Source organism: Enterococcus sp. AZ103, assembly GCF_051714685.1.
In the GTDB taxonomy this organism is placed as follows: domain Bacteria; phylum Bacillota; class Bacilli; order Lactobacillales; family Enterococcaceae; genus Enterococcus_A; species Enterococcus_A alishanensis.
This window is the reverse complement of sequence record NZ_JBIOSI010000001.1, coordinates 1,026,584-1,040,561: the sequence shown is the minus strand read 5'-3', so window position 1 is coordinate 1,040,561 and position 13,978 is coordinate 1,026,584. Positions and strand designations below refer to the sequence as shown.

The 13,978-nt window shown below is 37.5% G+C and carries 13 protein-coding genes; 1 reads left to right on the top strand and 12 read right to left on the bottom strand.

The genetic code is table 11. The features are described 5' to 3' along the window. The 3 genes from ID741_RS05315 to rpsO all read right to left on the bottom strand — a co-directional run bounded on the left by ID741_RS05315 (position 1) and on the right by rpsO (position 4,949). Positions 1–1,938: a KUP/HAK/KT family potassium transporter gene (locus ID741_RS05315; protein ID WP_438720452.1), complete on the bottom strand. Its 1,938-nt coding sequence runs from the start codon at positions 1,936–1,938 to the stop codon at positions 1–3. A gap of 281 nt (positions 1,939–2,219) precedes the next feature. Further along, positions 2,220–4,346 (bottom strand): polyribonucleotide nucleotidyltransferase, encoded by a 2,127-nt coding sequence (gene pnp / locus ID741_RS05310; RefSeq protein WP_438719327.1) that lies wholly within the window; start codon positions 4,344–4,346, stop codon positions 2,220–2,222. A 333-nt stretch (positions 4,347–4,679) separates the two neighbouring features. After that, positions 4,680–4,949: a 30S ribosomal protein S15 gene (gene rpsO / locus ID741_RS05305; protein WP_218326566.1), complete on the bottom strand. Its 270-nt coding sequence runs from the start codon at positions 4,947–4,949 to the stop codon at positions 4,680–4,682. Positions 4,950–5,186: 237 nt separating this feature from the next. Between rpsO and def the strand changes: the two genes are divergently transcribed. Next, complete coding sequence (def, locus tag ID741_RS05300) at positions 5,187–5,750, top strand: peptide deformylase (RefSeq protein ID WP_438719326.1); 564 nt, start codon at positions 5,187–5,189, stop codon at positions 5,748–5,750. Positions 5,751–5,886: 136 nt separating this feature from the next. Here the strand turns inward: def and ID741_RS05295 are convergent, their stop codons facing one another. The 9 genes from ID741_RS05295 to ID741_RS05255 form a co-directional block, all read right to left on the bottom strand. Beyond that, entirely contained in the window at positions 5,887–8,340 is a 2,454-nt protein-coding gene (locus ID741_RS05295; protein WP_438719325.1) for an ABC transporter permease, read from the bottom strand. Beyond that, positions 8,337–9,029, bottom strand: a complete 693-nt coding sequence (locus tag ID741_RS05290; protein WP_438719324.1) for an ABC transporter ATP-binding protein — start codon at positions 9,027–9,029, stop codon at positions 8,337–8,339. Before ID741_RS05290 ends, ID741_RS05295 begins: the two co-directional genes overlap by 4 nt. Before the next feature lie 77 nt (positions 9,030–9,106). Continuing rightward, a complete protein-coding gene (locus ID741_RS05285) occupies positions 9,107–10,015 on the bottom strand; it encodes a sensor histidine kinase (protein WP_438719323.1) in 909 nt (302 codons plus the stop codon). Position 10,016: 1 nt separating this feature from the next. Continuing rightward, positions 10,017–10,697, bottom strand: a complete 681-nt coding sequence (locus ID741_RS05280) for a response regulator transcription factor (RefSeq protein WP_438719322.1) — start codon at positions 10,695–10,697, stop codon at positions 10,017–10,019. Between the two features lie 187 nt (positions 10,698–10,884). Further along, positions 10,885–11,307: a GNAT family N-acetyltransferase gene (locus tag ID741_RS05275; protein WP_438719321.1), complete on the bottom strand. Its 423-nt coding sequence runs from the start codon at positions 11,305–11,307 to the stop codon at positions 10,885–10,887. Beyond that, positions 11,300–11,734 carry a GNAT family N-acetyltransferase gene (locus ID741_RS05270; RefSeq protein WP_425514617.1) on the bottom strand — a complete coding sequence of 145 codons (435 nt, stop codon included), beginning with the start codon at positions 11,732–11,734 and terminating at the stop codon, positions 11,300–11,302. Before ID741_RS05270 ends, ID741_RS05275 begins: the two co-directional genes overlap by 8 nt. 40 nt (positions 11,735–11,774) lie before the next feature. Beyond that, a complete protein-coding gene (locus tag ID741_RS05265; protein WP_438719320.1) occupies positions 11,775–12,299 on the bottom strand; it encodes a transcription repressor NadR in 525 nt (174 codons plus the stop codon). Next, on the bottom strand, positions 12,299–13,135 hold the full coding sequence (locus tag ID741_RS05260; protein WP_438719319.1) for a chorismate mutase: 837 nt from the start codon (positions 13,133–13,135) through the stop codon (positions 12,299–12,301). The genes ID741_RS05265 and ID741_RS05260 overlap by 1 nt, the downstream gene beginning before the upstream one ends. A 12-nt stretch (positions 13,136–13,147) precedes the next feature. Further along, positions 13,148–13,840: an NAD-dependent protein deacylase gene (locus tag ID741_RS05255; RefSeq protein ID WP_438719318.1), complete on the bottom strand. Its 693-nt coding sequence runs from the start codon at positions 13,838–13,840 to the stop codon at positions 13,148–13,150. Positions 13,841–13,978: the final 138 nt, after the last annotated feature.

Sequence of the window (13,978 nt, the reverse complement as noted above, 5' to 3'; positions counted from 1 at the left end):
TTATGTCCGTTCTTTCAACCAAGTTTTGCGCGCTTGACCTAAAACCAACGGTACTGTTTCGTAAGTAACATCACTATATTCAATTCCAAACCAACGTTCTGGTGAAACGGCATAACGTTTAATTGCTAAACGAGCCTGCATAATTTGTCGATCCCATTTTGGAATATTGGTTACCGTCGATAATTCTTCTTGAATCAAGACAAATCGGAAATCCCCCACTTGGCGTCCTGGTGTCAAGGAATAATGTTGTGGTTGTTTATCTAAGCGCCCTTGTCTCATTAAATCGTGGATAATTTGTCGCAAGTAAACATTCACATCTTGAGAGATTCTAAAGCCTAGATACAATTTCACTTGGACAATAAAATCTGTACCCATCATATCAATACTATATTCTCTAGTATAAGGTTCATCGGTTACTTCCACATTAACAAACCAGTAAACTTTTGCCCGCTTCAAACGCTTATCTAAAATCGAATAAATAAATTGATTGCCAATCTGATCATTTTCTAATTTTGGTACCATGAAAACGACATTGGTTTGGTAATATGGAATACGTTTATCATCTTTCAATTCTTGTAATTGCGGTAAGTAATCTTTTAACGAAACCTCTTCGGCATTGTTTTCTTGAATTTGATTACTACGATGCCAGATATACATTACCATTAAAATTATACCTGCCATACCAACAGCAACAAAACCACCGTGGAAAAACTTAGTAATACTAGAAATAAAGAAAAAGCCTTCCAGAGTACCAAAGAAAACAATCATTAAATAAGACAATAAACGAGAAACATTTTTTTGCCGCATATAATGATACAACAAGAAAGTTGTCATTAACATTGTTACTGTAATCGATAGACCATATGCCGCTTCCATGTGACTAGAAGTTCTAAAGGTCACTACAATCAACGAACAAGCCAACCATAAAATCAAATTAATCGCTGGAATATACATCTGTCCGATCGACGAGCCGGGATACATAATTTTTAAACGAGGTAATAATTTTAATTTAATCGCTTCAGAGACTAAGGTAAAAGATCCAGAAATCAAGGCCTGAGAGGCGATAATTGCCGCAATCGTCGCAAAAATAACCCCGAAAATAATCCAGCCATCTGGTAGAATTTGGAAAAATGGATTTAATTCTTCTACTTGATGAAGATTCACATTTCCTTTTGAATGAATCATCCAAGCCGCTTGACCAGCATAATTTAAAGTCAAACACGCCATCACGTATGGCCAACTAAAACGAATATTTTTCTTGCCTACATGTCCCATATCTGAATACAGAGCTTCCGCACCAGTAGTTGCTAGAAAAATACTACCTAAAATAAAGATGCCGGCTTTGTTATCCGGGCTAAACAATAAATGAAGAGCATAATAAGGATTGATGGCTTTAACCACGGAAAAATCATACGGAATATTCATCAAGCCCATCACGCCTAAAAAAGTGAACCATAACAACATAATCGGTCCAAAAGCACGACCTACCAATTCAGTTCCAAAACGTTGAATAAAGAATAAGACCAATAAAATCATCAAAGTAATCACGACAATAATATTTTGATCCATCCCGAAGTGCGCCGAAAATTCTGGAATTCCCCGCAAACCTTCAATCGCTGTCGTGACTGTTACTGCTGGTGTTAAGACCCCATCGGCCAACAAAGCGGCGCCACCAATCATAGCAGGTACAATTAAATATTTTCCGCCTTTTCTAACCAAAGCATACAGAGAGAAGATCCCACCTTCACCATGGTTATCTGCATTCAAAGCAATAATCACGTATTTTACAGTCGTTAATAACATGACCGTCCAAAAGACTAGTGAAACAACACCAATTACGAAGTCATTGGTGACACTACCAAGGCCGCCCTGTTCATTTAAAATTGCTTTCATTACATAGAGTGGGCTCGTTCCAATATCACCGTATACCACACCCATCGCAATCAAAAGTCCCGCAACGGAAAGCTTTTTCTTCTGGCTATGATTTGTTTTCTCCAAAATAATCTTCCTCCTCGATTATAAAAAAAGACCTAAACAAACAGCAGGCTGCTTGTTTAGGTCTTGCAAATTGCTCCTCTAGACCAGTGTGGTAATCACACTTGATGTTGTTGATCTAAAAGCATAGTCAAAACTATGTCGCTACTCCCCTAAAACACAATGTATTATCACCGTAATTTTGCCATTTGTCAAAGAAAATTAAGCGATATGAGAGAATATTCTTATTTTTCTTCTTTCTTCTCTTCGTCTTTTTCTAATAAGACTTTACGAGAAGCATTCACACGGCCTTGACGGTCGATTTCTGTGACTTTCACTAAGACTTCATCGCCAAGTTTCACCACATCTTCAACTTTGCCAACTCGCTCGTTTGCCAGTTGAGAAATATGAACCAAAGCATCTTTGCCTTTAATCAAGTTCACGAAGGCACCAAATTTTTCAATGCGGACAACTTTACCTAAGTATACTTCGCCAACTTTAACTTCTTTAGTTAATTCTTCAATGATCTTGATGGCTTTTTTAATCATATCAGCATCAGCTGAAGCGATACTTACATTACCTTCTTGATCGATATCAATTTTCACGCCAGTTTCTTCAATGATGCCGTTAATTGTGTCGCCACCTTTACCGATAACATCTTTGATTTTGGCTGGATCAATTTTGATCATTTCAATCTTCGGTGCGTATGGGCTTAACTCTTTACGAGGTTCAGCAATTGTTTCAGTTAACACTTCTAAAATTTCAAAACGAGCTTTTTTCGCTTGGTCCAAAGCTTCTTTTAAGATTTGTTCCGTGATTCCTTGGATTTTAATATCCATTTGTAAGGCTGTAATTCCGTCTTTTGTTCCAGCAACTTTAAAGTCCATGTCGCCTAAGTGATCTTCTAAACCTTGAATATCAGTCAAGATTGTATAGTTTTCACCATCAGAAACAAGTCCCATCGCAATTCCGGCAACTGGTGCTTTAATCGGCACACCAGCATCCATTAAAGCCAAAGTCCCAGCTGAAATACTTGCTTGCGAAGAAGAACCATTTGATTCTAAAACTTCCGCCACTAAACGAATAGTATAAGGGAAATCCTCTTCACTTGGAATTACTTGTGCCAACGCACGTTCACCTAAAGCACCGTGACCAATTTCACGACGACCAGGAGAGCCAGCTCGACCAGTTGAACCCACTGAAAATTGTGGGAAATTATAATGATGGATGAATCGTTTACTATCTTCCACACCTAAGCCATCAATAATTTGATGCTCACCTAATGGTGCTAAAGTAGCAGCTGATAATGCTTGAGTTTGTCCGCGGGTAAATAAACCAGAACCATGAACCCGTGGTAATAAACCAACTTCTGCATCCAAAGCACGAATTTCATCTAGTTTACGACCATCAGGACGAATTTTGTCGATGGTGATTAATTCACGCACAACATCTTTTTCAAGGTCTTCAGCAATTTGTTTCACTTCTTTTGCCAATGATTCTGCATCTTCAGCTTCTGCAAATTTTTCTGCATAAACTTCGATAACTGTTTCTTTGACTTTATGAATTTCATCTTCACGAGCTAATTTTTCTTCTGTTAATACAGCCGTTTTCATTGTTTGGTAATATTCGTCGAAGATTTCTTTTTTCAATTCAGGATTGACTTGTAATAAATCAATTTCCATTTTTTCTTGACCAACAGCAGCCACGATTTCGCTTTGGAAAGCAACCATTTCTTTAATCGCTTCAAAACCAAATAATAATGCGCCCAGCATATCTTCTTCTGAAGCTTCTTTAGCACCAGATTCCACCATGTTGATGGCTTTTTTAGTACCAGCTACGGTTAAATCAATATCAGATGCAGCCGCTTGATCCGTTGTTGGATTCAAGACATACTCACCATCGACACGACCTACTTCAACACCAGCAATCGGACCTTCAAAAGGAATGTCAGAAATTGCTAAAGCTAAAGATGAACCAAACATCGCTGCCATAGCTGGAGAATTATCTTGCTCCACACTCATTACGATATTGGTTACTTGGACTTCATTACGGAATCCTTCTGCGAACATTGGGCGAATCGGACGGTCAATTAAACGCGCAGTTAATGTCGCATCGGTACTTGGACGACCTTCACGTTTGATAAATCCACCAGGAATTTTACCAACTGCATACATTTTTTCTTCATAGTTAATCGTTAATGGGAAAAAGTCGAAGTTCTTCGCTTCTTTTGAGGCAACTGCGGCACTCAAAACGACTGTATCGCCATAACGTACTAAGACAGCACCGTTGGCTTGTTTTGCTAGTTGGCCAACTTCAACTTCCAAGGGACGTCCGCCCCAAGTTGTTTTAAAAACTTGTTTTTCTGATGACATGTATTTCTCCTTTTTTCCTTCTGCACTCATGGGATCTACTAAACAAATGGAAACGGCGAAAGCTTCGCGACTTTCATTTGGTTAGTAGAAGTTCGATCATCAGTGAAAGGATATTTATATTTTGATTCTTCTACAATAGAAGAAAAATGGTCTTTTTAAAATTGGCTTCATTATAATGAAATAGGTGCCAGTTCTTCTTGGCGTTTCTCCGCCTTAGTAGAATGGTATCCGTTTGAAAATCAGATTAATTTTTCTTTGAAAAATTAATACTTTAATAATGAAATAGGAGCGAAACAATAAAAATTATTGCTTCCACTCCTAATTGGCTTAAAATTAACGACGTAGTCCTAAGCGTTGGATTAATTCGCGGTAACGTTGAACGTCAGTTTTACGTAAGTAAGCTAACAAGTTACGACGATGACCAACTTTTTTCATCAAACCACGGTAAGAATGGTGGTCTTTCTTGTGGACACGTGCGTGTTCATTCAAATGATTAATTTCTGCCGTCAATACAGCGATTTGTACTTCTGGAGAACCAGTGTCTCCTTCATGGCGTGCATATTCACTGATGATTTCGTTTTTGCGTTCTTTTGAAAATGCCATGTTTTTCACCTCTTTCTGATTTTTTCCTATGACTGAGTAAAACGTTGGTGAATCGTCCAACCAAGTGATAGGCAGCGGTGCTTTCGCACACTCTAATACTTTACTTGATTTAATATGAAAATGCAAGCTAGTGCCCAATGGAATCAACATTTTTCCCCTATAAAAAGAAGTTTTTGGCGCCGATTCAGTTTTGTGCTAAACTAGATTGGTGAAAAACATTCGAGAGGAGTCAGATCCATGATTACAATGGATGATATTATTAGAGAAGGCCATCCTACTTTAAGAGCGGTAGCCAAAGAAATTCCACTTCCACCTAGTGAAGAAGAAATAAAACTAGGAGCGGAAATGATCCAATTTCTAAAAAATAGCCAAGATCCAGAAAAATCTAAAGAAATGCATTTACGGAGTGGCGTTGGTTTAGCCGCACCACAGCTAGATATTTCTAAAAGAATCATTGCTGTCCATGTACCCAGCATCGACCCCGAAAAACCAGAGGACGAACTCAGTGTTGTCATGTATAATCCAAAAATCTTGAGCCATTCTGTCCAAGAAGCAGCTCTAGGTGAAGGCGAAGGCTGTCTATCTGTTGACCGTGAAGTACCCGGATATGTGGTACGTCCAGCCAGAATTACCCTAACTTATTTTGACGAACAAGGGGAAAAACATAAAATTCGCTTAAAAAATTATCAAGCTATCGTGGTACAGCATGAAATTGATCATTTGAATGGCGTAATGTTCTATGACCACATTAACGAAAAGAATCCATTAAGCATTAAAGATGGCGTCTTGATTATTGAATAGTAAGAAACGATCGAGCCGACTCGGTCGTTTTTTTGTAACAACCTTTTATCGATTTTTCGTTTAATAAATAGCCACCACAACAAAAAAACACCTCACTTTCAACAATGAGGTGGCTTTCAGACTATCTTCTATTTTTTTATTCTTTAATCCGATCTGCTAACGCACCTTTTCCGACTTCTCTCATGACAAGACGTGGCACACATATACCTAGCATAAAAACAAATATTAATGAAATAAGAATTTGTCTAATAGGTAAAGTAAAAGTCGCATAGGAGGCGATTTGTTTAACCCCTCTGAAAATACCATAAGTAATCGCTAGTCCCAAAGTCGCGACTAAGATAGTAATAATTATACTGTAGTAACTCCCTTCTAAAGTCAACATCTTAATCACTTGTCGGCGGGTCATACCGATACTTTCCATCGCAGCTAATTCTTGTTTGCGGGACAAAATACTAGTGGTTAAAATATTTACAAAATTAAGGAGTCCGATCATGATTAGAATGATTGCCAATGTGTTACCTAATACTCTCAGCATTAACGTTTCATTTTCTGCTCGTGCGCGCATTTCTGATTTGGTGGTGAGTGCGTAGCCTTGTTGACCGCTTAAAATATTGTTCAACTGATCAACTACGATTTTTTCATTTTGTTGGTCCACATCGAATTGACAGCTTGCCAACTCTGCATCTGAAAAGATTTTTTCAAAATAGTTTCTGGCAACAAATAAAACTGGTGCACCATTTTTCGTTTGAATAGCTTGGTAATCCACTGGAATGAATCCACCGATTTTAAATTCTCCTGTTTGCTGTGTTTGAACATCGGTATAGTTAATCGTTGAAAGCTGTTTAAAATCTTTAGGTTTATCTGATTGCACGAAGGCAAATTCGCCTTTTTCAAATCCCTGACTATCAAAATTTTTTCCTACCAATTTTTTAGCTTCACTGTTTGATAGACTGCGGATTTCACCAATAAATTGTCCTGTTTTAATCTCATTTGGATCAACTTGCCCATATTTAAAACTTTGATTATAGGAAGTAAGGTAATCAGCATATTGGTTTTTTTCGTATGGAATGTCAATAAACACCCGATAAGTCACCGATAATTTTTTAAAATCCATTTTTTCGGTTAACAAATGATTGATTTGTTGTGTAATTGCTTGGTTTTGTTCACCGTTTTCGTCATTATAAGTATTAAAATTCTCTATCGAAACATCATGAATCAATTCACTGAGAACAAAACTCTCAAAATCAATACTTTTAATCACTGTATTTACTGCTACGAAAGAAGTAATTCCTAAGAAAAGGGAGGCAATAACAATCAGCGCGCGTTTTTTATCGCGAAAAATATTGCGCCAAGCTAAAGTTGACAGTTTCCCACCGTGAAAAGAATGTACTTGTTTTTTTCTACCAACACCCTCTGTATAATGAATGGCAGTAATTGGTGAAATTTTAGCTGCAAAGTTCGCCGGCTTAATAGCACTTAACAAAATCATCCCTAAAGAAAATAAGCTAGCGCCAAGATAGATAATTGGTTGGATCGATACTACTGTTGCATCAGCATATACAGTAGCTTTTAAGACAAAGGGAATAATCAAAAGAGAAATACCTGTACCTACCAGCAAACCAATTGGAATGCCGATAATTGCCAGCAGAAGAGCCTGTTTCAAGACAATTTTTCGTAGCTGCTTTTTCGTGGTCCCAATTGCTTTTAGTAATCCGAAAAAACGAATGTCATTAGCAATTGAAATATACAGCACGTTGTAAATTAAGAGTCCGCCGGAAATTAAGATAATTAAGAGAAAAAGAGCGATACCGATTAGGATGGTGCCTGTATCTTGGGTAGATTCTCTAAGCGTAGGTGCAATTTCTTGGGTGCCAGATAAGTGTAAACTTTTTTTCAATTTTTTATTTTCTTGAGAAATATCTGTACCTTTTTGATACTTAAATGAAGTGAAAATGTTTTCACTATTCGCAAGATACTTGTCTTTAAATTTGGTAGAGACTAATAAATAGCTGTATTCTGGTGCCCTTTGACTAATGTATTCCGTATAATATCCTGATAAAATAAATTTTTGAGTGGTTGTCTGTTGATCGGTGGTAAAGTTGACAGGGATCTTCATTCCGACTTTCGGCTTGGTAATACCTAATGCTTTTAAAGCATACCTAGGTACTAAAACTTCATTTTCAGCCTGCGGGTAGCTTCCGACAAAATCTGAAATCGTGGGTCTGCGCAAATCTTGCCATTCAGTTTTACTAAACCAATGGAGCATGAGTTGGACTTTGTCATTTTTGATACTGTTGGGGTCAACGTTCGCAACGGTAGATTGCTGTCCATAGCTAATAATTTGTTGATCCGATTCTAATTGTTTAAACTGATTAGCCGATAAATTATTGATACTGGCATCTGCTGTTGTTCCCACGTATTGAAGCATTTGTTGTTGATTGGATTCAACAAAGCTAGAGCCTAAAGAAATAACCGAGGTAATCAGTAACGTGGTTAAAGCAATCGCTAGCACAACGAAAATGTTGCGGCGTTTGTTAGCAACAAAACTTTTCCGCCATAGTTTTTTGGTGATTTCTTTTTGACTATTCATGACCAATCACCACCTGTAATGGCAATTTCAGATAGCTTTCCGTCTTCAATGCGAATGACTCGATCAGCCATCTGAGCAATTTGATCATTATGGGTAATCATAATCAAGGTTTGATTAAATTTCTTCGTGGTTTTCTTAAGTAAGCCCAAAACATCCTGACTACTGCGGCTATCCAGATTGCCAGTAGGTTCATCGGCTAAAATAATCGCCGGCTTTGATGCCAATGCTCGAGCAATAGCGACTCTTTGCTGTTGTCCTCCTGATAACTGTGAAGGCAGCTGATATTCTTTGCCTTTTAATCCTAGTACATTGATGATTTCAGCCACAAATCCTTCATCAACCTGATTGCCATCTAATTGAACCGGCAAAACAATATTTTCATATACATTTAAAATCGGTACTAAGTTAAATGACTGAAAAACAAAACCCACACTGCGACGTCTAAAAATAGTCAACTCTTCTTCACTCATAGTAGTCAATTCACGACCAGAGATTTTTATTTCTCCACTTGTTGGTCGATCTAAGCCGCCAATTAAGTTCAGTAAACTACTTTTCCCAGAACCTGATGTTCCTACAATAGTGACAAATTCCCGTTGCTTAATTGTGAGATTGACATCATTTACCGCATATAAACGATTATCTCCTTCACCATATATTTTCATTAAATGTTTGGTTTCAACAACGTTCATGCCAAACGCCCCCTCTCTTACAAAAAAGTATAGCAAGTCAATCTGACATCCTAATGACAATGTCACCAAGAGTTCTGTCAGTTTTGTAAGAAAATTGAGATGATTGTCTGCTCATTGCGAGAATCGGCAACGACATAACCGCCATGACTTTCCACAATCAGCTTTGCCAGGTAAAGACCGATACCCGCCCCCTCATAAAGTTGACCGTTGGTTCCACGATAGTATTTTTTGAAAATTTTAGGTAATTCTACTGGCGGAATCGGTGGTCCTTGATTTTCAATCTGAATTCGGGTGTAGGCAATCAGCTGATTCACCTGAATTTGAATATTAGTTCCTTCGAAAGCGTATTTAACTGCATTTTCTATTATATTAGTAAATGCTTCAGTCAGCCATTTTTGATCGTAACGAATTGAAAAATCTGCTTCTATCTGAAGTTGGATTGCTAGCTTTTTCTTTGAAGCTGCTGGTAAATTTTCCAAAATGGCTTGTTGCAATGTCTGCTTTAAACCGACAATTTGCTGATTCAAAGTGATTGTATTGGTTTCAAAACGGGCAATATTTAAAAATTCATCTGTCAGCCAGCACAGCCGATCGGTGTTAACTACCATTCGCTCTAAAAATTCTGTTTGTTGCTGTTGGGTTAATGTACTTTCTTGCAACAATTCCAAGTACATGGCTAAGCTAGCCACAGGTGTTTTTAATTGATGGGACATGTCAGCAATGGTTCCCTTGGTTCGTTCCTGTTCATTTAAAACTTGTTCTCGATAATCTTGATTCATCTCCGCAATTCGTTTGGCTTTATAAATCAGTTTGGCATCATAGCCTTCTTGATAAGCCAATGACTGGCTGGAAAAATTTTGTTGAATAACTTGATCTAACACCATTTCCAGCGTATGTAATTGTTTGTAGTGCTGCCTTTTAAAAAATATTAGACTGCCAGCTAAACTAGTCAACAATCCACCAACAATAATTAAAATAACGACCATCCTAACATCCTCTTTTCCAGACATAGCCCACGCCATGAACCGTCTGAATAAATGTCGGTTGTTTGCTATTTGTCTCAATTTTTTTTCGTAGACGGCGGATATTAACGAACAAGGTATTTTCATCCACAAATTTTCCTTGATCATCCCACAAAACATTCAGTAATTTTTCTTTTTCTAAAACAATGTCACCATTTTTCATTAAATACTGTAATAAACGAAATTCTGTGGCTGATAAATATATTTCTTGTTGATTTTTATATAAACGATGGGCAGCTAAATCCAATTGAAAAGGGCCACTAATTAACTTTATTTCTTCCGTACCATAGCGTTTTAATATGGCTGCTACTTTGGCTTTTAAGACTGCTAATGAAAATGGCTTAGTAATATAATCATCGGCACCAATCGTAATACCTCGGACAATATCGGTCTCTAAATCAAGCGCTGTCAAGAAAAAAATCGGTACCTGTGAAAATTCGCGAATCTGTAAACACAAATCAAGCCCGCTCCCATCTGGTAAGTTAATATCTAAGATGACTAGCTGGGGCTGTTCCCGTTGGATCATTTCAATCGTCTGCCCTACCTGATCATTAATTAATACCCGGTAGTTTTCTTGCTCCAATGCAAATGAAATCCCCCGTCGCAAATCTTGATCATCTTCTACAACAATTATCGTTTTTTTCATTTCATCACCTTTAATCTTTATTTATAGCAAAAAGACTGCCTTGAATACCTTTACAAAAACCATCTATTGTTACTCAATTTAATTATGACTGGAAAAATCAAGAAAGTCGATAAAAAATCGAGCGCCGTCATTTAGTTATGGCGAAAAAAAAAGGAACCCTCTCGGCTCCTCTCCAAATTGTGTTAAACTATTTCTCCCATTGCATCAACCATTCTGGTTCACCGTTTACTTCGTCTATTTGCTTTTCAATCTTTTGGAATCCTTCACGCAAATAAAAATCAATTGCTCTTTGATTTTTTTGATAAACATTCAGTGATAATTTTGGATGCTTTTGCTTCATTTCATTTAATAATTGCTGACCGATTCCTTCACTACGATGTTCTTTATCGACAAATATCCCAGCCAAATAATCTTCCTGTGCACCTGCAAAGCCAAAGACTTCATCTGCTTGACGATAGATATAAACTTCCGATTCTTTCAAAACACTTTTTACGTCATCAAACTTGTTCCACCAATAAACTGCTGGGATATAATTATGGACAGCCAGATTACTTTCCAACCAAATAGTCATCACCGCCGTCATATATTCTGCATTCAAAAGTTCAATCATTTAAAATTAACTCCAAATGAGGAATACCATCCTCTAAATATATATCTGATACAATCTCAAAACCAAACGACTGATAGAATTTTTTCAAGTAGGCCTGTCCTGAAATTTGGATCTTTCTATCGGGAAAACGTTTTTTGGTTTCTTCAATCGCAGCTGCTACTATTTTTTTGCCCCATTTTTCACCGCGATAAGCTTTAACTACTAAGACCCGACCAAAAGTTACATGATCTTCTTTTTCGATGATACGGGCATAAGCCTTTAATTTACCTTCATCCTTCAGCAAAACATGCCACGCTACCGCATCATATTCATCCACTTCTTGATATGGACATTCTTGTTCCACGACAAAAACGGCGACCCGTTCTTGAAAGATTTCAATTAATTCTGTTTGTGCCATTTCAGTCGCTTTTTTCACTTCAATCTCCACTACTGTTCCCCTCTTCTCCAATCAGTAAAAACGATAAAAATTAATGTTCTTTTGCTTCATATAAAATACCAACTTTTTTTAACGCAGCTTTAATTTTTTCCAAATCTTCAGCTTCTTTGTAAGCAATTGTATGCAGGTGAATCCCTGACGTTAATTCAGATAACAGACTGGCATTTGATTTTTCATATTCCGTTATAAAATCAACTACTTCAGCTTGATTTTCGATATGCAATTGTCCAGTTAATTCACCATATAAAGGATGTTCCACGATGACATCAATAATCTCGCCACCATTTTCAACAATCGTTTGTAATTCAAGTGCTGTTTCTTGTCGTGTGTGTTGAACAACAAGTTTACTGACTTTTTTTTCGTTTATCCCTGCAATTAAATAGCCGCGAGCAGTCGCAATCACCTCGACACCACTGGCTCGCAATAAAGCGACATCCCCTACGACAATTTGACGGCTGACACCAAATTCTTTTGCGAAAGCACTAGCCGAAATTGGCTTTTCTGTATCTTGTAAAGCTGTTAAGATTTTTTCTCTTCGTTCTGGACCGCTTAACATTATTTATCACCTAATTTTTTTCTTTGATAATCTTTTGATTGTTCCATAATTGCTTTGAAAGTTTCAACGATAGGGACTTGAAAATCTGGATTTTCAATTTTTTGAGCAATTTTTTCTAAAACAATTACTTCACGGCTACTATCAAATACAGCTTGACCACTTTCTGCTTTTGCTTCTGTCACTTGAGAAACAGCCGTCATCCGTTTTTCTAACAACTGCACAAGTTGCTGATCAACTGCATCAATTTGTTTGCGTGCTTCTGCTAACAAATCAGTTGTTTTTTCTTCTTCAATTGTTTTAATCACTCCTGCAGGATTTCCACCGAGCACCACATTATCGCCAAATGATTTTGTTACTACACTACCGGCAGCCACCACGACATTATCCCCTAATGTAACCCCTGGAACAATCACAACGCCCCCGCCAAGCCAAGCATTGTCACCAATCGTAATCGGTTTGCCTAATTCAAGCCCACTGTTACGTTTGCCAGGTTCCAATGGATGAGAGGCCGTGTATAATTGAACGTTGGGACCAAACATACAATTATTACCGATTGTAATCGGACAAATATCTAATAAAATACTATTATAGTTCGTATAGAAATTCTCGCCAACGAAAATATTGTAGCCATAATCAAAATTGATATTCGGTTCAATATATACCCGTTCACCAGTTTTTCCAAAAGCTTCTTTAACTAATTCTTCTCGTGCTCGTTTATCCTCTGTCTGACTGATTGCTTGGGCTAATTTTTTGGCGGTAGCTCGGTCGGCTACTAATTCTGCATCTGAAGCAAAATATAATTGACCAGCAATCATCTTTTCTTTTTCCGTTACCATAATTCTCTCCCTTTATAATTTTTCAAACACCGTTACGCCATCGGCTTCCACGAAGTCATGAGTCATCGGAATATGCAGTGCTGTTTGATTAATTACTAATATTTCAGTTGTTTTTTTCTTATCATAAATTAAATCACAAAATGGATGAACTTGAAAGCTAGTTCCGACAATTACAACTAAATCAGCATTGGAGACCGCTTGCTTAGCATCCATCATCGTTTCTTCAGTAAAACCTTCACCATATAAAACAATTTTAGGCCGAATTTGTCCACCGCACTCCTCATGCTGATCTGTCTGTAAATATCTTTGCCAAGGAATGGTTTGCCCACATTTACGACAGTAACAATCATACAAAGAACCATGGAAATTGATGAGTTGCCGACTGCCTGCTGCTTGATGTAAGCCGTCAATATTTTGCGAAACCACCCAAACTTCTTTTGTCTGTGCTAGCTCCGCCATTTTTTGATGAATTACATTGGGTTTGGCCTCAGGATGATAGATCTTTTTGACAAAATCATAGAATTTAGCTGGCTCCTTGATCATACATTGATGACTCAATAAATATTCTGGCGAAGAAAGTCCTTGATACACTCCTTTTAAGGAACGGTAATCGGGTACACCAGATGGAGTGGAAACACCAGCACCCGTTAAAAAAGTCAGCTTATCTGCTTGCAATATTTTTTTTGCAGCCGTTTGACTGTCCATAAAAATCACCTCATTATCTTTTTTATTATAAACGAAATAACAATTTATCGGCCAGAGTGATTGACATTTGTTTAGTAAGATTATAGACTAGTAGCCATACTAACTGAATACGAGATACCTCATACAATGAGGTAGAGG

Coding starts and splice junctions, on each gene's coding strand:
- ID741_RS05295 (WP_438719325.1), bottom strand. CDS start 8,340: ATGAATAGTCAAAAAGAAATCACCAAAAAACTATGGCGGAAAAGTTTT.
- ID741_RS05280 (WP_438719322.1), bottom strand. CDS start 10,697: ATGAAAAAAACGATAATTGTTGTAGAAGATGATCAAGATTTGCGACGG.
- ID741_RS05285 (WP_438719323.1), bottom strand. CDS start 10,015: ATGGTCGTTATTTTAATTATTGTTGGTGGATTGTTGACTAGTTTAGCT.
- ID741_RS05255 (WP_438719318.1), bottom strand. CDS start 13,840: ATGGACAGTCAAACGGCTGCAAAAAAAATATTGCAAGCAGATAAGCTG.
- def (WP_438719326.1), top strand. CDS start 5,187: ATGATTACAATGGATGATATTATTAGAGAAGGCCATCCTACTTTAAGA.
- ID741_RS05275 (WP_438719321.1), bottom strand. CDS start 11,307: ATGATTGAACTTTTGAATGCAGAATATATGACGGCGGTGATGACTATT.
- rpsO (WP_218326566.1), bottom strand. CDS start 4,949: ATGGCATTTTCAAAAGAACGCAAAAACGAAATCATCAGTGAATATGCA.
- ID741_RS05290 (WP_438719324.1), bottom strand. CDS start 9,029: ATGAACGTTGTTGAAACCAAACATTTAATGAAAATATATGGTGAAGGA.
- ID741_RS05260 (WP_438719319.1), bottom strand. CDS start 13,135: ATGGTAACGGAAAAAGAAAAGATGATTGCTGGTCAATTATATTTTGCT.
- ID741_RS05315 (WP_438720452.1), bottom strand. CDS start 1,938: ATGGGTGTGGTATACGGTGATATTGGAACGAGCCCACTCTATGTAATG.
- pnp (WP_438719327.1), bottom strand. CDS start 4,346: ATGTCATCAGAAAAACAAGTTTTTAAAACAACTTGGGGCGGACGTCCC.
- ID741_RS05265 (WP_438719320.1), bottom strand. CDS start 12,299: ATGTTAAGCGGTCCAGAACGAAGAGAAAAAATCTTAACAGCTTTACAA.